The organism is Leptospira fluminis, assembly GCF_004771275.1.
In the GTDB taxonomy this organism is placed as follows: Bacteria; Spirochaetota; Leptospiria; order Leptospirales; family Leptospiraceae; genus Leptospira_B; species Leptospira_B fluminis.
This window is the reverse complement of the sequence record NZ_RQEV01000011.1, coordinates 41,925-65,539: the sequence shown is the minus strand read 5'-3', so window position 1 is coordinate 65,539 and position 23,615 is coordinate 41,925. Positions and strand designations below refer to the sequence as shown.

The following is a 23,615-nucleotide window of genomic DNA, read 5'->3' as shown; positions in this document are numbered from 1 at the left end:
GTGTCAAGGGTCCAAAGAATTCTAATCGACGAAAGGGAGATCCTTCCCGGTTTAAAGGCGCTCACTAGAGTCAGGTCGTTTAGCGAAATTCGTGACGGAATTCTAACCCCGTTGGAACGTCTGCGGGCCCAATACCCGGATGGCAAGATCTTTTACAAGCATTCGATTCCCGAATTCGAACGATCCTTTTTGGAGAGGAATCCCAAGATTCTGATCCATGAAGGACAGGATGTGGACTTGATCCTTTCTCCCGAGGAATTCCTGCCCTGGAAGTTGATCGAAGGTACCGGTCGTTCTATCGAACAGGATATCGATCTGAACAAGGAACTCCGGAAGTGGATCAAGAAGTTAAAGGTGAAGTCCGGAGATTTTCAGATCGTCGGTAAATCCAAGCACTTGCATGTACATCCGTCCGCAAGCATCTTTCCGGGAGTGGTCATCGACGTGACCTCGGGGCCCGTGATCGTGGACAAGGACGTAAAGATCACTTCGTTCACTTTTTTGGAAGGTCCCTTATACATCGGCCCGGGCACCAGGATAGATAACGCCAGAATCACCGGCGGAACCACGATCGGGCAGGCCTGCCGGATAGGCGGAGAAGTAGGGGAGAGTATAATATTAGATTATTCTAATAAACATCACGAAGGATTTCTCGGACATTCTCTTATCGGTAGCTGGGTCAATATAGGCGCGTTGGCCACCACTTCGGATTTGAAGAACAATTACGGGGTGGTAAAGATTCTAGAAGAAGGTATCGAATGCAATACCGGTTCGATCAAGTTCGGTTCCATCATCGGAGATTTTTCTAAGATCGGAATCGGAGTGATGTTGAACACGGGTGCAGTGATCGATTTCGGATGCAATGTCGTTTCCTCCAGAATCGGGGGCTATATTCCTCCTTTTTCCTGGGTCAACGGTGAGCCTTATATTCTGGACCATTTCCTCCGCGATTCCAGAAAGATTATGGCAAGACGTAACCGTGAACTTTCCTCTTCCGAGGCCGAATTGATTCGTGTGCTTTACGAAACGAAAGTGCGTAAATGAGTTCTTCCTAGGAGGGAACGATGGAAGTAATAGAATCCCAGATCCGTACGTCTTCGTCCGAATATAAGGAAAATTACGAGGATTTGTCCGCTCGCGTGGACGCCACCCGCCGTCTTTTGGAAAAGGCGAGAAAAGGCGGGGGAGACAAAGCGATCCAGCGCCACAAAAGCAGGGGAAAATTGACTGCCCGGGAAAGGGTGGAAGGTTTGTTGGATTCCGGTACTCCTTTTTTGGAATTTTCTCCTCTTGCCGCAGAGCAGGTTTATGCGGACGAGGTTCCCGCCGCGGGTATACTTACCGGGATCGGAAGAATCGCCGGAGCTCCCTGCGTGATCGTCGCGAATGACGCCACTGTAAAAGGTGGAACCTATTATCCTCTTACCGTAAAAAAGCACATTCGAGCTCAGGAAATCGCGAGAGAAAACCGACTTCCTTGCATTTATCTTGTGGATTCCGGTGGAGCATTTTTGCCCATGCAGGACGAGGTGTTTCCAGATAAGGAACATTTCGGAAGAATCTTTTTCAATCAGGCTAATCTTTCCCGTGCGGGAATTCCCCAGATTTCGATCGTGATGGGAAGTTGCACCGCAGGCGGTGCGTACATCCCGGCCATGTCGGATGAGTCGGTGATCGTCCGTGGAAACGGTACGATCTTTCTAGGTGGTCCTCCTCTCGTAAAGGCGGCTACGGGAGAAATCGTGACTCCGGAGGAGTTGGGCGGTGCGGACGTTCATTGCAGGATTTCCGGAGTGACCGACCATTTGGCGGAAAACGACGAGCACGCCCTGGAAATCGCAAGGCATATCGTGTCCACTCTGGGAGGGTCCGGGAGAACGCAGTCCGTTTCCTATGAAGAACCGCTGTATCCCGCAGAGGAGATCTACGGAATCATACAGAAGGACATCCGTAAGCCCTACGATGTTCGGGAAGTCATCGCGCGTATTGTGGACGGTTCGCGTTTTCAGGAGTTTAAAAAGAATTACGGTACCACTCTCGTGACCGGTTTTGCGAATATTTACGGAAAATTGACCGGAATCGTAGCGAATAACGGCGTATTGTTTTCCGAAAGTTCCTTAAAGGCGGCCCATTTTATAGAGCTGTGCAATCAGAGAGAAGTTCCGCTGGTTTTTCTGCAGAACATCACCGGTTTTATGGTCGGAAAAAAATACGAGAACTCCGGTATCGCAAAGGACGGGGCAAAGATGGTCAATGCGGTCTCCACTTCCGTCGTTCCGAAATATACCGTAGTGATCGGAGGCTCTTATGGAGCCGGAAACTACGGAATGTGCGGAAGGGCTTTCGATCCTAGGTTTTTATGGATGTGGCCGAATGCTCGGATTTCCGTAATGGGAGGCGAACAGGCTTCGAACGTACTTCTTACGGTAAAACTAGACCAGCTCGAAAAAGAAGGGAAGACCATGTCCGAAGAGGAGAGGGCGATTTTTCGAAAACCGATTTTGGAAGATTATGAAAACCGCTCCTCATACCTTTACTCGACGGCGAGGCTCTGGGATGACGGAGTTTTAGACCCGGCTCGCACTCGGGAAACCTTGGGCTTGGCGCTCTATTCGGATTTTTCGCCTAAAGGGCAAAAACCTTCTTACGCAATTTTCAGAATGTAACCCCCTAACCGGTCCCATTTTTCTTTTGGGAAATTTTGCCGAATTTTTCTGCAAGGAAAAGCGACCAAAATTTTAACATATTCGAAAAATGTGCTTATTATTTAAGCAAACTGTCGACCCCAGCATTGGGGGAAAAAAGGAATCTTTCTTTTTTCTCTCCTGGCACTGCTATTTCCAGTGAAAAAACCGATCCTAGATCAGTTTTCTGCTCTATCCTAAGCGGTATCGATAAATTTTACATTTTTTCCATCCTATTCGGGTATCAGGTACCATTTTTGCAATAGGGGAGTAAACAAAACGCGCGAGATGAGATTTGAGAAAATGAAATTGGTAAAGAAAATTCTTCCGTTCCTGATCCTTGCGATCCCCGTATTCGTATGGGGCCAGGAAGCAACCACCCCCGCACCGGCTCCTGCGCCCACCTTGGATAAAGGCGATACCGCATGGATGATTGTCGCGTCCGCCTTCGTGTTCTTTATGATTCCCGGTCTGGCCCTTTTTTACGGCGGCTTGGTAAGATCTAAGAACGTGCTTTCTACGATGATGCACAGCTTTATCGCCATCCTCGTATTGACTTTGCAATGGACCATCTTCGGATATAGCTTCGCTTTTTCCGGCGAGAACCCATACTACGGAGACTTCGCATTAGCATTCCTGAACGGTATCAACGAAAACACGTTGGAACTTACGGTTCCGAAATACGTTCACTTCCTCTTCCAAGGAATGTTCGCGTTGATCACCCCCGCTCTGATTTCCGGAGCGATCGCCGAACGGGTAAAACTTTCCGGATATATCGCTTTTATCCTGCTTTGGGCAACTCTGGTTTACGATCCGGTCGCTCATTGGGTTTGGGCAGGAACCGGTTGGTTATTTAAAATGAGCGCTCTCGATTTTGCGGGAGGAACGGTAGTCCACCTGATTTCCGGTATCGCCGGTTTGGCAGCCGCAATCGTCATCGGAAAACGTAAAGGGGAAGGAATCTCCTTGGTTCAACCGAATAACCTGACGTATACGCTGATCGGAGCCGGATTACTCTGGTTCGGATGGTTCGGATTCAACGCAGGTTCCGGACTGGCTACGAACGGTATTGCGGCTCGTGCATTCGTCGTAACTTTGGTTGCCCCCGCAGCGGCAGGAGTTGCATGGCTTGTGATCGAGTATCTTCACACTAAAAAGGCTACCGCGTTAGGTGCAGCTTCAGGAATCGTCGCTGGTCTTGTGGTAATCACTCCAGCTTCCGGTTTTGTCGGTCCGGTAGAGTCCATTTATATGGGATTCATCGTTGCACCGATCTGTTACGGAGCGATTCTCCTGAAAAGTAAACTGGGTTACGATGATTCTCTTGACGCTTTCGGAATTCACGGCGTAGGGGGAGCGATCGGAGCAATTCTGACCGGTGTCTTTACCCTTACTTTGGGTGCAGGCGTCGCGAGCAAAGGGGACCAAATCGTTGTTCAATTGATCAGCGTAGCCGCAACCGGTATTTATTCGTTCGTGGTTTCCCTCGTGCTGGCTTTCGTGATAGAAAAAACGATCGGATTCCGAATCTCCGAAGAGAAGGAAATCGCCGGTCTCGATTCCGAAATTCACGGAGAGAAGGGTTATATTTTATAATCCCTGAAAATTCGATTTAATAATTAAAGGAGAGCATATGAAATTAATCGTAGCAATTATCCAGCCTCATAAACTGGAAGAAGTAAAAGCCGAGCTGACAAAAAACGAAATCTACAGGCTTACCGTCAGCGACGTGCAAGGCTACGGGCAGCAGAAAGGTAAGACGGAAGTCTTCCGCGGTCATGAATACCAAGTGAACCTGCTCCGCAAGGTAAGATTGGAAATCGCGGTCAATGACGAGTTCGTTAAACCTACCGTTGATGCGATTCTGAAAGCCGCAAAAACCGGGGACGGAAAGATAGGAGACGGAAAGATTCTAATCCTCCCGCTCGAGGATGTGATTCGTATCCGTACCGGTGAAAGAGGAAGCTCCGCTATCTAACGGATTCATTCTTCCCCAAAACGAGTCGAACCATCTTAGGGGTCGGGATTCCGGCCCCTTTTTTGTAGCCTCACTTCGTTAAGCGGAGGAATCTTTCCTTGGAAGAAAGGTCTTTACGCAGGACGGCGTCCGAATAACCGACCTTAAGCGCCGCTTCCCTTAGCCAGCCCGAATATTCCGGATGCGTTTCAAGATACAAGCGTCCTCCCTCCTTCAGAAAGGGAAAGCCTTGGCCCAACAGTTTAACGTGGAATTCCTCGAAATCGGAAAGAAAAAGCGCGAGATGAGGTTCGTAATTCAATACGTCCGGCATGATTTCCCCTTTTTCCTTTTCGGGAATGTAAGGAGGGTTCGAGACGATGCAATCGAAGGATTTGTCCTTAGGAATGGAGGAAAAAAGATCGCTTTCGAAAAATTCGATCTTACGGTCTCCGCCCAGGATTTCCGAACTATTGCGTTTGGTGATATTCATCGCTTCCGGAGAAACGTCGGAGAAATGAACGATCCAATTCGCTTTCGGCTTGGCCAAACTGATTCCTATGCAACCGCTTCCGGAACAAAGATCCAGGATTTCCAGGGAGCCTTGTCCTTTCGAAAAATCCTCGAGCACCCATGCGACCAGTTCTTCGGTTTCGGGTCTCGGGATCAGAACGTTCTGATCCACGTAAAATTCGGAATCGAAAAAGGATTTTTTTCCGATGATGTAAGCCGTGGGACGGGATTTGGATCGTTCGAGAATCCGTTCCCTGTAGGCGTCCTTTTCTATAAGGGATAAGGGGCGTTCAAAATCCACATAGAGTTTTACTCTCGGTATTTTAAGAAGATCCGCTAAGAGAAGTTCCGCGTCCAGGCGGGGGGAAGGTATATTCTTTCTTTTAAGGAATTCTTCCGATTTCTTTAAAAGGCTTAGGACGCTGTCCTCGGAATTCTGCATAATAATATGACTGGTGGCCCCGAGAGGATTCGAACCTCCGACCAAAAGTTTAGGAAACTTCTGCTCTGTCCACCTGAGCTACGGGACCGACGATTTTTTCCCCGATCGGGGAATCTTGCGCGCCGGATCTAACCCGGTTTGCGCTTCTGGGAGACTATTCTCTGGAAGTCGTTGATATTGTGAATTACGATTTTGTCGGTGTAGATCTCTATTTTACCGCTTTTGGCGAACTGATTGACTACTTTTTGGACTTCGCCCACAGGTTGAGCACACCAATCCGCTACGTCCTCCACCGAGACGTTGAGGACCACTTCCTTAAAATCCGTATGAGTATGCATTTTCTCGTATAGCATCAGGAATACGTCGGCCACTTTGCCGGTGATGTCGTCCAGAAGAAGTATGAGAAGGCGACGCTTGGCGTCATAGATTCGGACGGAGAAGATCGTAAGGATCTTCAAAGCCAGAGTAGGGTTTTTGGTCAGCAAAAGTTCGAAATTGGCCCGGTTAAAGTTCAAAACCTTGACTTCCGAAATCGCGATGGCGGTCGCACTCCTCGGCTGCTCCTCCAGGATCGCCATTTCGCCGAAGATGTCTCCTTGCTCCAATATATCCAGGGTCTTAATGGAATTGCCGACGGTTTTGGTGATCTTAACCTTTCCCGTTTGAATCAGATAAAAATCGTTTCCAGGTTCGTTTTCGCAGAAAATGATTTGGTTCGGTTCGTACGTCTTACCGAACTTGGAAAACATCGACTCAAGCATTAGGTCCATTAAGCGCTGAGCTCCTTGGCTTTTTGTCTCGCCTTTTGTGAGAGGCTATCGCGTTCCGGAGGAAGTAGAGCGACTTTTCCGAATAGCATACCGGCTCTTTGTCGATCCCCTTGCATTTCCGCGATTTCGGCCAAATGAAACAGAGATTCTTTGACGGATTCCCCGGAAGGATGCTTTTTGATATATGCGGAAAACGTGTTGCTCGCGGTGTCCAAATTATTGAGTTTGAGCAGGCAAACGCCCATCTGAAACAAAGCGTTGTCCACAAGTTTCTTTTCGCTATCGTATTTGAAGTCGCTCCTTCCTGTGAGTTCCTTGAATATGCCGATCGCATCCTCGAATTTGCCCACATTCAAAAAAGTATGCGCGCGATTATACAAGGAAGTGATCGAGTTGTCGACCCCGGAACCCATGCTCGGCTTTTCGGACGCGAGTTTCATGATGTTTTGCAGACCTTCCTGGGTCATCCGGGGACTAGCGCTCGCTTCGTATACCAGCGGCGGCATATTGATAGGATAAGGATTCCCCTTTTTGGCCAAATCCAAGAGTTCCGCCGCCCTCCCGGCATACGGACCGGAGGAATAATGCTCCAGGTATTTGCCGAACGCATAAGCGGCGTGCTCGAAATTGTTGTTTTTGTAAAATACTTCCGCTACGTTCATCAGTTCGAACGCCGGGTTTCTCGCTTCGGCTTGTCCCAGGATTTCGCGCAGCTTCTTATGAACTTGTCTGAGTTGGCTTGAAAAAACCTTCATCATTTTCAGGATGAGATGGGTTTTTTCGGACACGAAGATCTCGAATTCGTGCAATTTGAATACGAGTACAGTCGCTCCTCCGACGACTTGGGCGGTTTCTTCCCGCGGGTATTTTCCCAGGGCCGATTTTACGCCGAAGAATTCGCCTAACCTTACGTCTTCCTTTACTTCGTAACCCGTATCGATCGCGGTGTACGTGAGAACGACGCGACCGTTCCTGAGGACGTAAATATCCTCAGATCGATCTTTCTCGAAGTAAATAATGGAGCCGCCTTTATAATTTCGGATTATGGGCCCAGCCAAGACCGTTACCTTCCACTCTAAATCTTACCCGACAGGAAAAAATGCCAAATCCTTTTTGTAACCAAGGGCCCGGGTGACCGATTCTACCAACCCTAGGGGATCTCCTGCAAGGTATTTATCGGTCTCCGAGATCCTTATTTCGCGTCCGATAACTCCGGTTTCGTCGAAAAATTCTTTCAAAGCCAGGTCCCCGTACTGAGGAACGCCTTCTTTGACGACCAATCGGACCGATCCGAGATCCGCGGAACACAGTGCCTCGTATGCGTCCGTCTTGTCGGAAGATAAAACCGTTAGATCGGCGATTTTTCCTTCCTCCAAACTTCCTAAATTCTCGGAAACTCGCAGCGCTTTTGCGGGATGAGAAGTCACCATTTGAAAGATCGTTTTTGGATCCAGATCTTCGCCGTATTCGTCTCGGAAAAAAGATCTCGCGTTTTTGATTTCCTGTAAAAGATTCAACGATCCGGAAAACGGAGAGTCTGTTCCGAGGCTCACGTTGATTCCGGATTCCAGTATGGCTCTGATTTCCGCCGTCTTGCCGAACGTAAATAAGTTGGATTCGGGGCACCATACGAAATGAGCCTTTGCCTTGGCGACGGATCGGATATCTTCTTCGTCGAAGGCAAGTCCGTGCACTAAAACGGTATGTTCTCCCAAGGCTCCCAAAGATTGCAGAGTGCGGACGGCGTTTTCCGACTCTTCGTCGAATCCTTCCGCGATATGGGTCACATACGGTAGATTTTCCCGTTTCGCTTTTTCGTATTCCTGGGTAGGGCCTTCTCCCCAACCTAAGGAATAGGAACAGATGCTGTGGGAAAGCGAGTATCGGTTCAAAATACGGACAGGCACCCTATCCAGGAAAGGTTCCTGCACGAAATGAGGAACATGGTCCAACACGGACGTAACTCCGCTGATCAGGTTCTTATAGGATCCTAAAAAATACAGTTGTTCCGGTTCCAGTTGTTGTCTTTCCGCGAAAATTACGGAGGACTTTAAGTCGTTATCCCAAGGCAACCAGTTCGTGTACGGCCGGTTGGTTCCTACTTTCGGCAAATAGGAACCCAAGAGGTGGTCATGTGCGTTGATCAATCCGGGATAAACGAAAAGTCCTCCCAGGTTGATTCTGATAGGAATCGAATCCGTGGATTTTCCTTTACGGATAGACTGGATTCGACCGCCCTTTATGCGAATCGAGGCGTCTTGAACGACTCCCGAAGGGGTCACGGCGTTTGCGTTTATTATCTCCCATTCCATCGGATCGAAACCTTATCTTTGCATCGGAATTTTACGTAAAATTCTTTTCATCGAACGATTACGGACATCGGATCCAAGGCCTTGGAACCTTGGTTGATCTGTAAGTACAATCCCCTTCCGGATTCGAGTTCGCCCATGGAGGAATTCCTGCCTACGACGTCTCCTTCCTTTACGGCTACGGATCGAAGGTTGGCGTAAACGGAGGAAAATCCCCCCCTATGCTCCAAAATAATATATTTCCTATATCCTTCCATACGGTCCACCATAACTACTTTTCCTTCCGTCACCGGACGAACCTCTTTGTGTCTACCGACCTTGAACAGAATCCCTTTATTGGGATAATGACTCGTCGTGGAAAAAGGAAGAGCGATCGGAGGAAGTTTTCCCAACGGTTTTCCGAATCTCGGCTGGGATTGTTTCGCCGTGGATTCGGTTCCCGCCGACGACCGTCCTAAACGTTTGGACGGATCGGGAGGCAATCTTAATACTTCGCCGGTATGTAATCCGTCGGATTCTTTTTTGCCGTTCCATTCCAAAAGAAGTCTCCAATCCAATCCGTGTTTTTTTGCGATGGAAAAAGCGGTTTCCTTGTTTTGGACCTTGTGAATTCGGGTAGGGACGGTTCCGGCTAGGGAAGTACGGGCGTCGAAGGCGAAAGCCCAAATACAAAGCAACAGAATCGACCCTTGCCGAAAACGGATCCTCATATATTTGGTATCGGCCAAATCCGAGGTGTAGAAAAAGAAAAGGGAGCCATCGGCTCCCTTTCTCAGGAAAAATCCAGTTTCGGAATCGGAGGTCAATCCTCGTCTTTCGAATTGGGTTTGTATTTTTTCATCAATTCTTCCGCGACGTTCCGTGGTACCGGGGCGTAGCGGGAGAATTCCATGGAAAACTCCGCTTTTCCTTGGGTGGAGGAACGGATTACGGTGGAATATCCGAACATGTCCGCTAAGGGCACTTCCGCTTCCACTTTGCAGTATCCGTCCTGCTCCGTCGTATTCAGGATCATCCCCCGTCTTTGGTTCAAAGAGGCGAGAATCGCACCCTGGAATTCCGCCGGGCCGTCCACTTCCACTCTCATAATCGGTTCCAGAATCTGTGGGCTGGCTTTGGAGAAGCCTTGGCGGAACGCATAGCGTCCGGCGATTTGGAAAGCCATATCGGAAGAGTCCACGTCGTGGTAAGAACCGTCGTTGATGGTCAATTTTACTCCGATAATCGGGAAGCCGATCATGCTACCCCGATCCAGACAACTTTTGAATCCTTTGTCCACGGAGGAAATGTATTCCCTCGGAATCGATCCTCCGACGATGGAGTTCACGAATTCGTAATCTTTTCCCTCTTCCAAAGGAATCGGTTCGATGAAGCCGGCTACGCGACCGAATTGTCCCTGACCGCCGGTTTGCTTTTTGTGGGTATAATCGAAATCCGCACGTTGGGTAATGGTTTCGCGATAAGCCACTTGGGGCGCTCCCGTGATTAGCTCGACGCCGTATTCCCTCTTCATCCTTTCGATATAAACTTCCAAGTGGAGTTCTCCCATCCCTTTGATGATGGTCTGTCCGGATTCCTGGTCGACGTGGGTCTGGAACGTAGGGTCCTCCTTGGTAAAGCGGTTCAACGCTTTCGCAAGGTTGTTTAGGTGTTTGGATTCCTTCGCTTCGATAGTGAGAGAAATCACCGGTGCCGGAACGAACATGGATTCCATGGAAACTTTCATTTTTCCGTCGGTAAACGTATCTCCGGAGGCGCAATCGATCCCGAAGAGCGCGATGATGTCTCCCGCTTCCGCAGAATCGATATCTTCCATTTCGTCGGAGTGCATCCGGCAGAGTCGACCCACATTATGCTTTTTGTTATTCGACATATTGTAGATCGTCATACCTTTTTGGATTTTTCCTTGGTAGACGCGGACATAGGTGAGCTGTCCGTAACGTCCGTCTTCCAGTTTGAACGCTAAGCAAACTAAAGGACGGCTCGGATCCGAAGGAAGAACGACTTGCTCTTCGTTGTTATTCACGTCCAAAGCCCGGTTCGTTACGTCAACAGGAGAAGCGAGGTAATCCAAGACTCCGTCGAGGAGTTTTTGTACTCCCTTGTTTTTGAACGCGGAGCCCATGAATACGGGAGTTAATTTCAGTGCGATCGTACCGTTGCGAATGGCGGTTTTGATTTGCTCCACGGTAGGCTCGCCTTCCAGCATTGCCTCCGTCAGCTCGTCCGAGAACATGGAGGCCGCATCCAAGAGTTCTTCTCGTTTCTTTTGGGCGAGTTCCTGCATTTCGGCAGGAATTTCCTTTTCTACGATTTGCATTCCGTCCTTTCCTTCGAAATAGACGGCCTTCATCGTAACCAGATCCACGATTCCCAATAGATCGTTTTCCAAACCGATCGGGATTTGTACGGCAACGGCATTGTGTTTTAATTTCTCGCGGAGCTGGTCGATCACGCGGAAAGGGTTTGCCCCGGTCCGGTCCAGCTTATTGATGAACGCTACACGGGGAACGTTATAACGGCGCATCTGACGATCCACGGTAATGGATTGGGATTGCACTCCGGCAACTCCACAAAGTACGAGAATCGCGGAATCCAGTACCCGAAGAGATCTCTCTACTTCTACGGTAAAGTCCACGTGACCCGGAGTGTCGATAATGTTGATCGTGTGATTTTTCCACTGGCAGTAGGTGGCAGCGGATTGGATCGTGATCCCCCGTTCTCTTTCCAGTTCCATACTGTCCATTTTCGCGCCGACTCCGTCCTTACCGCGAACTTCGTGGATGGCGTGGATACGGTTCGTATAGAAAAGAATCCTTTCCGTCAGGGTGGTCTTTCCGGAGTCGATGTGGGCGGAAATCCCTATGTTCCTAGTTTTTAGGAGTTTTTCACTCGCTTTAAAATCCGCAACGGCAGTGCTCATAAGATCCTCGTAGATAAAGTTGGAGTTATAATAACGCCGGGGTCCCCTAGAATATAGGTGCCCCCATTCTTACCAGATTTCTGGAACCCCCTCATTTGTAAAGATATTCTTATTAGAATCCTCGCTTCTGAGACGGTCCCACCGGTTTTTCATTGCCGCGGTTCTTTCTTTTAAAAAAATATCCCTTCGAAAGCGGGTTTCCCTTTCCTCATGCAGCCGATCAAATTTTTGAAGAGAAACATCAATCGGATAGCCCGGGCATTTTTATTGCTTTCGGTTGCGAGAATCCTTTGCCTGGGGTTCGCGGCGGCAATTCTTGTCGGTTCTTTTATGATTTACGCCTCCGAGTCGGGGCGGCTGGGTTATCCGGATTCTTTTTATCTAGCCGCTTCCGCGATCTGCGTTACCGGATTGACGACGGTTTCCATTAGCGAGCTCGCTTTTTCCACCCAAGTCATCATGATGTTTCTGATCCAGATCGGAGGGTTGGGGATAATCACGTTTACCGTATTGGTGGGTATCCTAGTCGTAAGGGGTTTGTCAAGGAGCACGCGGATTGCCGCATTCGTTTTCGAGGCTATCGATTCGCATGAAACTGCGGATGGAGAAGAAGAAGGATCCGAAAAGTCCTCCCGGAAGGCTCACTATGTCCGTCGGATCCTGTTTGCCATCGCGAATATTTCCGTGTCTTTGGAATTACTAGGCGCCTTGCTGCTGTATCTTACCATGCCCTCCGATCTGAGCGGTTTGCCCGGAAATCCCAACAGGTTTTTCTTAAGTCTGTTTACGGCCGTTTCTGCATTTAACAATGCGGGCTTTTCCATAGTTGATGATGTGACTTTTTTGGCTCAGGAACCGATCTGTCTTTTGGTTATCGAGGGCTTGATCGTCATGGGAGGGATCGGATTTCCGGTTATCATCTTTTTTGAAAAGATGCTTTTGGAAGCCTTTCGGAAAATCATGAACCGTGTAGAAGTGGCGACCGAGACCTATCTCATGTCGCGAGCGCTGGAAGAAGGAAAGGAACCTTCTTGGTTGTACTTAGTTTTGATCCGACTTTCGTTTTGGGCGGAAGATCGTTTGAATCTTTATCGACAGGCATTGCACGGTGAATCGAACAGGATTCAAATGAAGGTAATTCTTTATGGATCCTTAATATTAGTCCATGTCGGAGGTTTGGGCATTCTGTTTTCGGAATGGGACAACCCGGATACCTTGGGTCCTTTCGGATTTTGGGACAAAATATTCAACTCTTTCTTTCTTTCCGTTTCCTCCAGGACGGCGGGATTCAACACATTCGATCTTTCCGAGATTCGGAGTCCTACCTATGTCCTTCTTTGTTCTCTGATGTTTGTCGGTGGTGGGCCGCAGGGCGCGACGGGCGGTATCAAAATCACCACTTTCATGATTCTTTTGATGTATCTAAGAAACGTAATCAATCCGCAAGCAAGAGTAACGGTGATGGGAGAAGAAGTTTCCAAAAACTCCGTAGCCATCTCTACTCGGATTTATTTCCTGGCTACGATAGCCATCGTATTTTTTATGCTGGTCATCACGATCACTAATGGACACAGACACGGCATAGAGGATATCTTCTTCGAAGTGATGTCCGCATTCGGTACCGTGGGGCTCACGAAGGGGTTGACTCCTTATATCACCGGTCTCGAAAAATTCTTTTATCCCTGTATCATGTACGTCGGAAGGGTGGGGGTGTTTACTCTGCTGATCGCGTTTACGGGTCATTCCGGTTTGGGTAGCTTGGGTTCCAAGGATGATGGAATCAAGATTCAGGTCGGTTAGCACTGAGACTAGGAATGTACTAGGGAGTTTTTGCGGGGGCCCCCACCCAGGTTCGGGTGGAGGCGGTGGGCTCGTGGGCGAATGTCGCCAACGCTATATCATAAAAACATCATTTATACAAGACTTTTTTGCAATTTTCCGTGCAGGAGCTCCTACAACGAATTTTGTAAAAAAAGCTTTGCTTCCGAATGATTGTATGCTATGCGCGTTGGGGTTACGCTTCGGGGGTAACACCGCACCGGCCCCCGCCCAAAGAGGGCGGGGAGACCTCTCCCCCCGCACCTAATTTTAATTGAAACATCCACGATTGGCGGCATTTTGTCCTTCACGGACGATATTCGTCCCTGGAGAAAGAATGATAGTCCCTTACGTGAAACTTCTGCGTCCTCACCAATGGGTTAAAAACATTATCCTATTTGCCGGGATTATTTTCGGGAAAAAACTGGGAGAAGTAGAATCCGTCGAGAGAGCGATCGCTGCGTTTTTTCTTTTTTCACTGACCGCAAGTTGCCAATATGTGATCAACGATTTTCTGGATCGCAAAGAAGACGCACTGCATCCCGAAAAAAAACATCGTCCTCTCGCATCAGGGGCTATCTCACCCACGGTCGCTCTCCTTCTCACCGCAATCTTACTTTCCGGTACTCTTTTGCTTTCTTTTCAGCTTTTACCGGAATTTTTCTACCTAGTCACTTTCTATCTTGTTTTTAACGTCGTTTATAGCCGATTTCTCAAGCACATGGTGATCCTGGACGTCATGAGTATTTCGATCGGCTTCGTCGTGAGGGCCATCGCCGGTTCCGTCGTCGTTGGGGTCAGTTTTTCCTCCTGGCTTCTTCTCTGTACGTTTATGTTGGCCTTATATTGGGGCTTCGGAAAACGAAGGGGAGAGCTGATCATCCTAGAAGAGGGGGCGGTCGGACATAGAAAGATTCTAGAGGAATACTCGGTCAACTTTCTGGATCTTATGATGGGAATCGTTGCGACGATGACTCTCGTGACCTACGTAATGTACGTTACCAGTCCGACCACGATCGAAAATCTAGGTACCGATAAGATGGTTTACACGATTCCGATCGTAGTGTACGCGATTTTCCGATCTCTCTACATCATTTATATTAAGAATATGGGTCACAATCCTACCAAGGCCATTTTGACGGATGCAGGGGTTCTTGCTGCGGGATTTTTCTGGCTCTTGCTAGTGGTTTGGATCATGTATTCCGGACCGGGACAAAGTTTGCCCATTCATCTTTAGATTCGAGTCTAATAGAAAGATGAATGCCAAAGCAAAGACCGCCTTTCAATACGGGGGAGCACTCGTCTTGCTCTTGGCGGCCACCTTTTTCCTCGCTTGGTTTAGAGCCGTGGATACCAAGCCGGTTCTTTCTCTCGACGGGATGGAATTCCGGAACCTTAGCGGTAAGAAAGCGGAGCTGCAGGGAAAAACGACGGTCGTTTATTTTTGGGCGACTTGGTGCGAGGTCTGCACGGTCAATCTTCCCGTCGTAAAATGGTATGCCTCCATACTAAAGGATAGGACGGGCTTCTCTTTTTTGAGCGTGGAAGAGGGAGAAAACCAAGCAGCGTTAAACGATTATATCCGAACAAAAGGGGTGGATTTTCCCGTCATACAAGGGAATCCCATGTTGCTACGGGATTGGAGAATCGGAGGATATCCCAGTTTTTATATACTGGACGGAGGAGGCAACGTCCGTTTTGCGGAGTCGGGAATCATGAGCCCGTTCGGAATGTTCCTCAGATTGGTTTGGGCGAAAATCTTCTGGCCCTGACCGGTCGGACCAACACGGAAATCGAAGGGACAACTGGATTCGGAAGCTTTCCGATCCGATAGGATTCTAAGATGGATTCGCACAAACCGAAACCTTTATTGAATAAAAGCGAACTCCGTCAAATCAAGCGTTCCCGGACGAGGGTTGGCGGTAAGAAGGTAATCACCGACGACGTTAAGAAGTTGAAGTCGCTTAGCGTCACTCCCGATTTACCTGCTGAAGAGTTGGTGCATTATTATAAGGAACCGATCTGGATCGAATACTATATTCCGAGGGAATCCAGATTCGCATACGAAATCAAATATCTTTTCGTAAAGTTGATAGATGTGGAAGCTCGGCCGGCGCCGCAGGATTCGATTCTGAGAGAGGCGCTAGACAAAGATCGTTTCATAGATCTAATGGAGATCATTCGGTTGCATCCGGAACGGGAAAAGTTGATCAACTCTTCCTACGTGAATACTTTGCAGTTTTTCGAGTCGATATCCTCCGGATACCAACAATACATCCAGACAAACGACCCGCATTATTTAAGAATTCCCTTATATCATACGGAAACATTGATGAAGAGGGAGCCTTCTCTCGCTTCTCTGGAATTTTTGGGTTCCTTTACGCTTCATAATCTGAATTGGCTGATCCGAAGATTGAATCGAGGGGCCAAGGAATTCTCTCTGGAAGACGAGACGATTTCCGTGCTGATCAAGAGAAGAAACGAGTATTGGGAAAAAGCGAATCTGCCGGAGGACGAGGACTTCAATCTATTTTCGGCCTTATTTTACGAACAAGCATTTCCTCATAGAGGGTTGGAGGAGTTGGATTCCGACGAAATTTCGGACGAAGATTAGTCCGTACCGGAAAAATCTCTGCTATCCGTTTCTTTATTTTGCCAACTCGGATTAAAAAGGTTGGAATTTTAAGAGGTCTTGTAAGTCTAAGAATTACAGGAGAGCTCTTTTTGAAAACCGCAATTTCCATTTACTCTGACGTAGTCTGCCCCTGGTGCTACATCGGAAAAAGAAGACTTGAATCCGCGATCGAGAAGTGGAAAGAATCCCATCCTGCGGACGAGATCCAGGTAGAATGGAAACCGTTCCAATTGAATCCGGATCTACCTCCGGAAGGGACGGACCGTGACGCTCATATGGTCTCCAAATTCGGTTCCTTGGAAAGGGTAAAATCCATGACGGAACGAGTAGCCGAAATTGCGAAACAAGACGGATTAGAATTTCATAATTTGGAAAAAGGCCACCAGCCCAACACATTCCTGCTCCATGCACTGATCCGAAAGGCCAAAAAATACGGCAAAGAATCGGAATTGGCGGAGGTATTTTTCAGGAACTTCTTTTCTGAGGGAAAAAACCTGTCGGAAGATTCCGCGATTCTTGCAAGTCTGAAAGAGGCCGGCGTTCCTGAATCGGAATTGGTCGCCGTGAAATCGGACGATGCCCTTCTCGCGGAAATCGAATCGGAAGAAACCGAAGGAAAACAGATGGGAGTAACCGGAGTCCCCTTTTATATTTTTAACGAAAAATACGCAGTTTCCGGCGCACAACCCGTGGATTTGTTTTTGCAGGTATTCGATCGTTTGAAGACGGAATCGAACTGAAATCGTTTCCGCTGCCGGTCAAAAAGAAGAATCTCCTCGTTGGGCTCCTTCTCCAAGCCAAAGAAATAATCTGCGTATTCTTCGGTTTTCGACGAGTTCCGGGTTGCTTTCAGGAAATTTAGGGATAGGGACGAATTCGTATTCCCGAATGTTATGGGGAGATCCTCCCCAAACGATCGCCTGGTATCCGGAGGTTTCCGTTTCCGAAGATAAGGCCAACCGATCGCGTAAAAAGAGGAGAAGGTCTTCGGGCGAAAAGAACGCTTTGGATAAATCCTTTAGTCCTCTTGCCAGATCCGTATAAACGTTTTCCCTTCCGAAGTTGATCAGGCAGAAGCTGAGAGGAAAAAAAGGAACTCCCAAAAGAGGTTTCAATTTTTCCACCAATTCCCTAGTGGAAAAAGATTCCGCATCCAGTACCAGAAGTCCTGGTCTGGTTTCCTTCAGAAGGTTCGGTAGACCGAATTCGTCCCGGCACCAGTAGGCGTTGGACCCTCCTGCTCTAAGCAGCGATCTGTATTTATAGTATAGAGTTTCGTCCCGAGTGAAAAATAATATTTCCGGATGCAAAGGTCTCTTGGGGCGGAAGAAAGGAATTTCCTCCAAAGGAAAAAGATTGAGGTCGTAGATTCGACTTGCTCCCGCTCTTAAAAATGCGTTCTTTTCCTCCGGGTCGAACCTTCCGATCAGACAGGGTTCCCTGGACCAATCTTTAACTATGGATAAATCTTCCGGCTGAGAGTCCGATTTCCATACGAGGGTTTCCTTGGAAACGGAGGGAAATCCCGAAGACTTCACCCATTCCGAAACGGAAATTCCTTTCCACTTCAGTAAGGCCAATAGAAATTCTTTTTCTTCGGAAGTCAGTCGTCGTAGAAGGTAAACGTCGGAAAGTAGATTCATGCCGAATTCTAAAGTAGGGTTTTTTCCTTGACCTCGGGGATTTTAACCCGATCCTAGAATTAGTGCGTTGCGAAAAACCCGCAACTAGAAAGGTGTTCCGATTCAAAAAACGATCTTCCCTTGATTCGGTCTCGGTTCTTTTCACATCGGTCTCGGATTTTTCCAAAGAATAGGCGAACGCCAAAATGAAAGTACTCAAACGATACGCAAACCGCAGGTTGTACGACCCCGAGACGAGCAAAACTATCACCCTCGAAGACGTTGCGGAGATGATCATCGCCGGAAGTGAAATCAAGGTCGTGGACAATATGACCGGCCAAGACATCACTCCTAAAATCCTAGGCCAAACCTTTTTAAAAGTCAGTCTAGGCCAGAGAAACGAGGAATTTTCCAACTACATGCTTTCCGCGCTAATTCGGGAAACGGGAAAAAACATCAGCGCCTTATTCGGACGTTTGGTTCTGGGCGGAATCGGCCTGGCCTACCTGACCCGGGAAAAGATGGATAAGATTTTGCAGAGCATGGTGGCGCTCGGGGAATTGAAACTAGAAGAGGTAAAGAGTTACCGGGAAGATCTACTCACCCATTTGGCTCACAGAGCCAGTGAAAATCGGGAACAAATCCAAGAAGAGCTCAAAAAAGTCGGTCGGGAACTGGAAGACGGGGGCGAAAATGGATTGGCGGTAGAGGACTTTTCCGAGAAAATTCGGAAGATCGCCGAGCAGGTTCGGGACAAAGATTCCATCTGAAGCCCCTTTCTTACCTCGGATCTATCAAGATAGACTTTCCGATCTCCGATACTCTATGGGAAAGGGGGGACCATGTCCGCTTTTAGATTTTCCAGCCTATTCTTTTGCGTTATCCTTCTCATATCCAATTCCGTTTCCGCAAAGGAGCCTATTCACGAAAAACTGGATCGATTGTTCTTCGAGCAAGTCCGCAACCTGGAAAGCGGCACGTTGGAGGAAAAAATCCAGGCCGCCGAATATCTGAAATTCGTAAAAAGCAAATTGGCGGTCCGTCCCCTTTTGGACGCTTTGAAGGGAAATCCGAAGGTCCCTAAATCGGAAGAGAATTCTCCTTCCCTAAAATTCGCCATTGCTCAGGCACTTGGTGCAATGGAATTGGATATGGCAGCTCCCGGACTGGTGGAAGAGTTCAAGCGCATGTCTCCTCTCGTGCAGGAGTCGGACCTTCCGAACTTCAGCTCTGCGGAAGGTTATAACCTAACGATTTCCGTGGGGGAAGTCGTTAGGAATCTGGGCCTTTTGCCGTATTCCAAAGAGAATGAAGATACCATCATAACGGGCTTAAGCCATCCCAATTTCTATATCCGTGCCGCGGCTGCGGACGGTCTCAAAAACCAGAAACGGAAGGAATCCTTGGCTCAATTGAATTCGGCTCTGGAAAAGGAAAAAAATTCCTTCGTGAAAGTCGCGATCCTGAACGCCATCGTTTCCAACAACCGAATCGCGAATCAGAAGTTTTACGATCTTTGCGCGTTTTTGAAGGACGAATCTCCTATGGTTCGGTACAGGACTTCAGTAGCAGTAGGAGAAGTGGATCTAAAAGCGGGTGAATTTTCTTTGCGAGAAGCTCTTTTGATCGAACATGAGCCGATCGTACGGGAGCAGATTAAAAAGGACCTCGCTAGCGTGATCGGATTTAAAATGCCAGCGACCAGTTTTATGTTCCAAGACCAAAACGGGAAATAAGTCCCGTTTTTCTTTTTTATTTCCGAGATACGTTGTGAAGGGAGTTTTTCCGGTGGTGGGAGATACTGGGATCGAACCAGTGACCTCTACCATGTCAAGGTAGCGCTCTAACCAGCTGAGCTAATCCCCCCGGTAGCGACCAGTATTTTGATCCGATTCCTATCGTAAAGCCTTTTCGATTCGGCCTTTCTTCACTCACCTTTTCCCGACCCAAAACGTACCCGAATCAATCCCGAGAAATTCTTGGAGAAAACCGGACGATTTTCCGTCGGTGTACCCTGTTTTTGAGGTTAAAAATCAGAATTAAACTAGGTCGATTTCGGAATCGGCTAGGATTTTCCGGGATCGGCATGCAATCCAAACGTCTTAGGGTTATAGTAAGCGCTACAAAAGCCGACGTGGGAACTGGAGGAGGTACCAATGACCGTCCAAACATCTGCTAAAAAGCGAAATATCAAACCTATCGACGCGAAGTCTCCAAGCGTACGTAAAATGGATTTCGAAGGGTTAGACCGGCTTTCCGATTATTACATCGCCGGGAATTCCTTCGTCACGCATACGGTAAACGCCTATCATATTATTTTTCCGGAAGGGGAGCGCTTCTTTATCAAGAGCGTAAAAGCTTTTTCCGACCAAGTCACCGATCGGGGACTACAGAACCGTGTGAAGGCTTTTATCGGCCAGGAAGTCCAGCACGGAAAGGAGCATGAAAAAGCCCTAGAAATGTTGGAAAAGAAAGGTTACCCGGTCTCTCGGATCCTGAAATTCTACGTGAAAACCGCCTATTCCTTCTTTTGGCCGATCCTGGAATTCCTATTCGGAAAGAAACTCAAACTGTCCGTAACCGCCGGGTTGGAACATTATACCGCAACCATGGGAGAAATTTCCCTTCGTCACAATCTTCACGACCAAGCTGAAGGAGAGATGAGAAACTTATTGCTTTGGCATGCTTGCGAAGAAATCGAGCACAAGTCCGTCGCTTACGACGTTCTCCAGACGGTATCCAAAAGTTATCTATTGAGGGTTTTCGGTTTTATCATCGCTTCCTTTATGTTTTGGGGATATGCGGTAATCATCCAACATCTGTTTATCCTATCCGATAAGAACATTGGTTTGAAACGGTATTTTGCGGATATGAAGAACGCGGGTCCGTACGTTTCCCTACTTTGGACCGACATATCCAAGTCTTTCGGAATTTATTTCAAACGGGATTTCCATCCCGATCAAACCGGCGGCTACGAATTGGCGAACGCCGCTCTCGCAACTATATAAACGAATCGAACGGGTACATTCAATGAGCTTAGAAACGAAAGTTAAAGGTAAAAATTTAAAACCGATAGACGCGCAATCGCCTACGGTCCGTAAGATGGACTTTTCCGGTTTGGACAAGATCTCCGATCATTATGTGGCGAACAATTCCTTCGTCACACATAATGTGAATGCATATCACGTACTATTTCCGGAAGGGGAGCGTTTCTTTATCAGAAGCGTAAAGGCTTTTTCCGACCAAGTCACCGATCCTGGATTGCAGAACCGTGTGAAGGCTTTTATCGGCCAGGAAGTCCAGCACGGAAAGGAGCATGAAAAAGCTCTGGAGATTTTGGAAGCCCAAGGTCGCCCGATCCGAGCCATGTTGAAGTTCTACGTATGGACCGCTTTCGATTTTTTGGTCCCGGTATTGGAATTCCTATTCGGAAAGAAACTCAAACTGTCCGTAACCGCCGGGCTGGAACACTATACGGCCAGTATGGGAGAAGTAGTGCTTAGGTATAGGTTGTACGACAATGCGGAAGGAGAGATGAGAAACTTATTGCTCTGGCATGCCTGCGAAGAGATCGAGCACAAATCCGTAGCTTACGACGTTCTCCAGACAATATCAAAAAGTTATGTTTTACGTATTTTCGGCTTTTTGATCGCTTCCTTGATCTTCTGGGGATATTCGATTTTTCTACAGCACTGGTTCCTTTTGGCGGACAAGAAAGTGGGGATCCGAAAATATTTTCAGGACCTCAACGGTTCCCGACCGATAGGAAGAGTTCTGTATCCGTCGTTGGCTTCCATGGCGCTCCTATATTTTAAACCGGGTTTTCACCCGGATCAAACCGGCGGGTACGATTTAGCGAACGCCGCATTGGCCACCATTTAAGTAGCACCCATCCAATCCAATTGCTTCCCGCTTCCCGCTCCGAAAGGAGTCGGGAGGTCGGTTTTTTTTCCGGAATGTAAGACGAGATTTTCCGATCTTTTTCGGTTACGGAGTCGAGATCCAATCCTCCAAAAATTTCTGGTATTTGACCGGGTGGAATTCCGTAAAAGATACTTCCGCTAATCCTTGTTTTTGGAACGGATCTTCCCGGAGAAGATTTTGGAGTTCCTCTTTAGAGTTCGCTTTTCCTAAAATCATTCCTCCGATCCTAGGTTCCTTCGGGCCGGAAAGCAAGAGGATCCCTCTATCGTAGAGGGTTTGCAAAAACGCACGGTGCTCCACGACCGCAGCTTCGATCTTTTCCAAAGAGGAAGTATAGCGCAGTTCTATCAGAAAAAATTTCATTATCTTCTCCTAAATACAGGATCGTAAGGAGACTTGAAACTGCAAAGTACAAGACGTCTATCGGGGCGGTTTCTTCCAAAGGGGAAGAGAGTCGAAATAAGAAAAAAAGAGATCCTCCGCAGTTTCCCGCGTGTGTGCTGTCCGAGATCCCACTATCGCAAGGTTGTCTTCTGCGCGGGATAGGGCCACGTAAAGGATCCTGCGTTCCTCTTCCAGGATTTCTTGGGGAGAAGTCCGTTTTACGTTCCATCCGTCCGCCAAATCCACGAAGACCGTATGGAATTCCAGTCCTTTGGCACTGTGAATGGTCAGTAGGAAGTCTTCCGGAATTCCCGCGCGGAGGTATTCCCGGATCCGATGGTTGGACCTACAGAGTATCTTCCAATTTTTTCCGCAGATGAGGTATGCGTTTTCCAAAAACGGGAAAAGGTCCGAGATTCCGTTGATCAGAATCCTACCGACGAATGCCTTTCCTCTTCTATGGGCGCGGACTTCTTTCGGGATTTTGCCGCGGTTTTTCCGGATCGGAATGTCGGATACTTCCACGATCTTAGGTAGAGATCTGTAATTTGTGACAAGTAAGTGCCGGCTTGTTCCCCGGAAGAGTCGAGGAAAATCCAAAAACAATTTCACATCCGCTCCTCGGAATCCGTAGATACTCTGAGCGTCGTCTCCTACAACGACGATGGACGAGCTTTCACTTAGGTTGCTTAGAAAAACGAGCTGCTCCGAGTTCGTATCTTGGAATTCATCCACCAGGATTTTTTTCAGGAGAGTTCTGGGGATTTCCGTCCAGGGTTCTTGTTTCTCCAAAGATCGGAGAAATAACTGTACTAGATCGTCGAAATCCAACTTTCCCACACTCGTCTTGTAGGCACGGTAGTCTCTCTGCAGTTCCTCGTGCCAATCCTTGGGAAAGTCCTCAGGCAAGTTCCGTAGATCCGCCAGTAATTCGTACGGGATCCCTCCGACCAAGAGCGGATCTTTTCGGAACCATTCCCTGAAAAACGCGTTTTTTTCCCTGGGAAGCATGATGCTCGGAATGCGCTTTCGGAAATCGGGATGCCATCGGGCCAAGGCTTGGAAGCAAAAGGAATGAAAGGTGTGGACCCGGACGTTTGCATGTCCGACGCGGCGTAGGATTCTATTTCTAATTTCCCCGGCCGCCTTTCTCGTAAAGCTGAGCACGAGTATCTCCTCGGGCTTGATTCCTTGTTCTAGGCTTCTTTCCACTACTCCTACCATGGTCTTGGTTTTTCCGGAGCCGGCCGAAGCGATCACTTGAAGGAAACGGGAAGGATCCATTAAGACTGCTTCCTGTTCGCGATCGTATTTTATTTCCATTCACACCGACGGGTGGGATTTCCACTCCGTCGGTTCCGTTTTTTGTGCGTAAAAGAAGATCTAGACGGAGTTCGTCTAGGATTCCACCTACTCCGTTTTTAGCTGCTGCCGGATTTCGACCCCTTTTTTCCCCGCTTCCGCCAATTTCTTGACGGCGGTGCTTAGGACCAAAACGGATAATGCGAGGCTTAGGAAGAAGATTCCGAGGCCTACGGGAGAGGCCCAGCCGTGCCATTTTCCGAATAGTTCCTGGTATTTGAGCTCATCTTGATTTTCCATAATTTTTCTCCTTTTGTCCGACCGGCTTAGGA

At 48.1% G+C, this 23,615-nt stretch carries 23 protein-coding genes and 2 tRNA genes; 13 read left to right on the top strand and 12 right to left on the bottom strand.

Annotated elements, in window-relative coordinates; genetic code table 11:
- The 4 genes from EHO61_RS10390 (at position 1) to EHO61_RS10375 (ending at position 4,662) form a co-directional block, all read left to right on the top strand.
- Positions 1-1,044 (top strand): GlmU family protein, encoded by a 1,044-nt coding sequence (locus EHO61_RS10390; protein ID WP_135813535.1) that lies wholly within the window; start codon positions 1-3, stop codon positions 1,042-1,044.
- Positions 1,045-1,064: 20 nt separating this feature from the next.
- Positions 1,065-2,666 (top strand): carboxyl transferase domain-containing protein, encoded by a 1,602-nt coding sequence (locus EHO61_RS10385; protein WP_135813534.1) that lies wholly within the window; start codon positions 1,065-1,067, stop codon positions 2,664-2,666.
- Positions 2,667-2,987: 321 nt separating this feature from the next.
- Positions 2,988-4,280 carry an ammonium transporter gene (locus tag EHO61_RS10380; protein WP_135813800.1) on the top strand — a complete coding sequence of 431 codons (1,293 nt, stop codon included), beginning with the start codon at positions 2,988-2,990 and terminating at the stop codon, positions 4,278-4,280.
- A 37-nt stretch (positions 4,281-4,317) separates the two neighbouring features.
- On the top strand, positions 4,318-4,662 hold the full coding sequence (locus EHO61_RS10375) for a P-II family nitrogen regulator (protein ID WP_008595143.1): 345 nt from the start codon (positions 4,318-4,320) through the stop codon (positions 4,660-4,662).
- Positions 4,663-4,732: 70 nt separating this feature from the next.
- On the opposite strand, the gene prmC is transcribed toward EHO61_RS10375, so the two are convergent.
- From prmC to fusA, 7 genes are all read right to left on the bottom strand, one after another.
- A complete protein-coding gene (gene prmC / locus EHO61_RS10370; protein WP_135813799.1) occupies positions 4,733-5,596 on the bottom strand; it encodes a peptide chain release factor N(5)-glutamine methyltransferase in 864 nt (287 codons plus the stop codon).
- A gap of 11 nt (positions 5,597-5,607) precedes the next feature.
- Positions 5,608-5,684: transfer RNA gene (locus EHO61_RS10365), tRNA-Arg, on the bottom strand.
- A gap of 40 nt (positions 5,685-5,724) precedes the next feature.
- Positions 5,725-6,366, bottom strand: a complete 642-nt coding sequence (locus EHO61_RS10360) for a Crp/Fnr family transcriptional regulator (RefSeq protein WP_135766721.1) — start codon at positions 6,364-6,366, stop codon at positions 5,725-5,727.
- Positions 6,366-7,424 carry a tetratricopeptide repeat protein gene (locus EHO61_RS10355; protein ID WP_135813533.1) on the bottom strand — a complete coding sequence of 353 codons (1,059 nt, stop codon included), beginning with the start codon at positions 7,422-7,424 and terminating at the stop codon, positions 6,366-6,368. Before EHO61_RS10355 ends, EHO61_RS10360 begins: the two co-directional genes overlap by 1 nt.
- Positions 7,425-7,448: 24 nt before the next feature.
- The gene (locus EHO61_RS10350; protein ID WP_135813532.1) at positions 7,449-8,678 is read right to left on the bottom strand and encodes an amidohydrolase family protein; all 1,230 of its coding nucleotides are present in this window, start codon (positions 8,676-8,678) and stop codon (positions 7,449-7,451) included.
- A gap of 47 nt (positions 8,679-8,725) precedes the next feature.
- Complete coding sequence (locus EHO61_RS10345) at positions 8,726-9,385, bottom strand: LIC_10271 family cell wall hydrolase (RefSeq protein ID WP_210415335.1); 660 nt, start codon at positions 9,383-9,385, stop codon at positions 8,726-8,728.
- A gap of 92 nt (positions 9,386-9,477) precedes the next feature.
- A complete protein-coding gene (fusA, locus tag EHO61_RS10340; protein WP_135813531.1) occupies positions 9,478-11,598 on the bottom strand; it encodes an elongation factor G in 2,121 nt (706 codons plus the stop codon).
- 210 nt (positions 11,599-11,808) lie between these two features.
- Here fusA and EHO61_RS10335 point away from each other — a divergent pair, with 210 nt between their 5' ends.
- The 5 genes from EHO61_RS10335 to EHO61_RS10315 all read left to right on the top strand — a co-directional run bounded on the left by EHO61_RS10335 (position 11,809) and on the right by EHO61_RS10315 (position 16,791).
- On the top strand, positions 11,809-13,398 hold the full coding sequence (locus EHO61_RS10335) for a potassium transporter TrkG (RefSeq protein WP_135813530.1): 1,590 nt from the start codon (positions 11,809-11,811) through the stop codon (positions 13,396-13,398).
- Between the two features lie 355 nt (positions 13,399-13,753).
- A complete protein-coding gene (locus EHO61_RS10330) occupies positions 13,754-14,653 on the top strand; it encodes a decaprenyl-phosphate phosphoribosyltransferase (protein ID WP_135766727.1) in 900 nt (299 codons plus the stop codon).
- A 19-nt stretch (positions 14,654-14,672) separates the two neighbouring features.
- Positions 14,673-15,188, top strand: coding sequence for a TlpA family protein disulfide reductase (locus EHO61_RS10325; RefSeq protein WP_135813529.1), 516 nt, complete (start codon positions 14,673-14,675; stop codon positions 15,186-15,188).
- A gap of 71 nt (positions 15,189-15,259) precedes the next feature.
- Positions 15,260-16,030 (top strand): hypothetical protein, encoded by a 771-nt coding sequence (locus tag EHO61_RS10320; protein WP_135813528.1) that lies wholly within the window; start codon positions 15,260-15,262, stop codon positions 16,028-16,030.
- Positions 16,031-16,140: 110 nt separating this feature from the next.
- Complete coding sequence (locus EHO61_RS10315) at positions 16,141-16,791, top strand: DsbA family oxidoreductase (protein ID WP_135813527.1); 651 nt, start codon at positions 16,141-16,143, stop codon at positions 16,789-16,791.
- Between the two features lie 18 nt (positions 16,792-16,809).
- On the opposite strand, the gene EHO61_RS10310 is transcribed toward EHO61_RS10315, so the two are convergent.
- On the bottom strand, positions 16,810-17,694 hold the full coding sequence (locus EHO61_RS10310; protein ID WP_135813526.1) for a hypothetical protein: 885 nt from the start codon (positions 17,692-17,694) through the stop codon (positions 16,810-16,812).
- A gap of 185 nt (positions 17,695-17,879) precedes the next feature.
- On the opposite strand from EHO61_RS10310, the gene EHO61_RS10305 reads away from it, so the two are divergent.
- A complete protein-coding gene (locus EHO61_RS10305) occupies positions 17,880-18,443 on the top strand; it encodes a polyhydroxyalkanoate synthesis regulator DNA-binding domain-containing protein (protein ID WP_135813525.1) in 564 nt (187 codons plus the stop codon).
- A 72-nt stretch (positions 18,444-18,515) separates the two neighbouring features.
- Positions 18,516-19,409, top strand: a complete 894-nt coding sequence (locus EHO61_RS10300; protein ID WP_135813524.1) for a HEAT repeat domain-containing protein — start codon at positions 18,516-18,518, stop codon at positions 19,407-19,409.
- 53 nt (positions 19,410-19,462) lie between these two features.
- On the opposite strand, the gene EHO61_RS10295 is transcribed toward EHO61_RS10300, so the two are convergent.
- A tRNA-Val gene (locus EHO61_RS10295) sits at positions 19,463-19,539 on the bottom strand.
- A 290-nt stretch (positions 19,540-19,829) separates the two neighbouring features.
- On the opposite strand from EHO61_RS10295, the gene EHO61_RS10290 reads away from it, so the two are divergent.
- Both EHO61_RS10290 and EHO61_RS10285 read left to right on the top strand, forming a co-directional pair.
- Positions 19,830-20,681, top strand: a complete 852-nt coding sequence (locus tag EHO61_RS10290; protein WP_135813523.1) for a metal-dependent hydrolase — start codon at positions 19,830-19,832, stop codon at positions 20,679-20,681.
- Between the two features lie 22 nt (positions 20,682-20,703).
- Positions 20,704-21,555 (top strand): metal-dependent hydrolase, encoded by an 852-nt coding sequence (locus EHO61_RS10285; protein ID WP_135813522.1) that lies wholly within the window; start codon positions 20,704-20,706, stop codon positions 21,553-21,555.
- Positions 21,556-21,660: 105 nt separating this feature from the next.
- Here EHO61_RS10285 and EHO61_RS10280 read toward each other — a convergent pair whose 3' ends face one another.
- The 3 genes from EHO61_RS10280 to EHO61_RS10270 form a co-directional block, all read right to left on the bottom strand.
- On the bottom strand, positions 21,661-21,960 hold the full coding sequence (locus EHO61_RS10280) for a YciI family protein (protein WP_135813521.1): 300 nt from the start codon (positions 21,958-21,960) through the stop codon (positions 21,661-21,663).
- A gap of 57 nt (positions 21,961-22,017) precedes the next feature.
- The gene (locus tag EHO61_RS10275; protein WP_135813520.1) at positions 22,018-23,304 is read right to left on the bottom strand and encodes a UvrD-helicase domain-containing protein; all 1,287 of its coding nucleotides are present in this window, start codon (positions 23,302-23,304) and stop codon (positions 22,018-22,020) included.
- Positions 23,305-23,391: 87 nt separating this feature from the next.
- Positions 23,392-23,583 (bottom strand): hypothetical protein, encoded by a 192-nt coding sequence (locus EHO61_RS10270; protein WP_135813519.1) that lies wholly within the window; start codon positions 23,581-23,583, stop codon positions 23,392-23,394.
- Positions 23,584-23,615: the final 32 nt, after the last annotated feature.

Bases quoted from the DNA above. Each gene is read 5' to 3' on its own strand.
- EHO61_RS10285 (WP_135813522.1), top strand. From the start codon at position 20,704: ATGAGCTTAGAAACGAAAGTTAAAGGTAAAAATTTAAAACCGATAGAC.
- EHO61_RS10335 (WP_135813530.1), top strand. From the start codon at position 11,809: ATGCAGCCGATCAAATTTTTGAAGAGAAACATCAATCGGATAGCCCGG.
- EHO61_RS10380 (WP_135813800.1), top strand. From the start codon at position 2,988: ATGAAATTGGTAAAGAAAATTCTTCCGTTCCTGATCCTTGCGATCCCC.
- prmC (WP_135813799.1), bottom strand. From the start codon at position 5,596: ATGCAGAATTCCGAGGACAGCGTCCTAAGCCTTTTAAAGAAATCGGAA.
- EHO61_RS10345 (WP_210415335.1), bottom strand. From the start codon at position 9,385: ATGAGGATCCGTTTTCGGCAAGGGTCGATTCTGTTGCTTTGTATTTGG.
- EHO61_RS10280 (WP_135813521.1), bottom strand. From the start codon at position 21,960: ATGAAATTTTTTCTGATAGAACTGCGCTATACTTCCTCTTTGGAAAAG.
- EHO61_RS10290 (WP_135813523.1), top strand. From the start codon at position 19,830: ATGACCGTCCAAACATCTGCTAAAAAGCGAAATATCAAACCTATCGAC.
- EHO61_RS10270 (WP_135813519.1), bottom strand. From the start codon at position 23,583: ATGGAAAATCAAGATGAGCTCAAATACCAGGAACTATTCGGAAAATGG.
- fusA (WP_135813531.1), bottom strand. From the start codon at position 11,598: ATGAGCACTGCCGTTGCGGATTTTAAAGCGAGTGAAAAACTCCTAAAA.
- EHO61_RS10310 (WP_135813526.1), bottom strand. From the start codon at position 17,694: ATGAATCTACTTTCCGACGTTTACCTTCTACGACGACTGACTTCCGAA.
- EHO61_RS10360 (WP_135766721.1), bottom strand. From the start codon at position 6,366: ATGGACCTAATGCTTGAGTCGATGTTTTCCAAGTTCGGTAAGACGTAC.
- EHO61_RS10305 (WP_135813525.1), top strand. From the start codon at position 17,880: ATGAAAGTACTCAAACGATACGCAAACCGCAGGTTGTACGACCCCGAG.
- EHO61_RS10300 (WP_135813524.1), top strand. From the start codon at position 18,516: ATGTCCGCTTTTAGATTTTCCAGCCTATTCTTTTGCGTTATCCTTCTC.
- EHO61_RS10320 (WP_135813528.1), top strand. From the start codon at position 15,260: ATGGATTCGCACAAACCGAAACCTTTATTGAATAAAAGCGAACTCCGT.
- EHO61_RS10275 (WP_135813520.1), bottom strand. From the start codon at position 23,304: ATGGAAATAAAATACGATCGCGAACAGGAAGCAGTCTTAATGGATCCT.
- EHO61_RS10325 (WP_135813529.1), top strand. From the start codon at position 14,673: ATGAATGCCAAAGCAAAGACCGCCTTTCAATACGGGGGAGCACTCGTC.
- EHO61_RS10385 (WP_135813534.1), top strand. From the start codon at position 1,065: ATGGAAGTAATAGAATCCCAGATCCGTACGTCTTCGTCCGAATATAAG.
- EHO61_RS10330 (WP_135766727.1), top strand. From the start codon at position 13,754: ATGATAGTCCCTTACGTGAAACTTCTGCGTCCTCACCAATGGGTTAAA.
- EHO61_RS10375 (WP_008595143.1), top strand. From the start codon at position 4,318: ATGAAATTAATCGTAGCAATTATCCAGCCTCATAAACTGGAAGAAGTA.
- EHO61_RS10350 (WP_135813532.1), bottom strand. From the start codon at position 8,678: ATGGAATGGGAGATAATAAACGCAAACGCCGTGACCCCTTCGGGAGTC.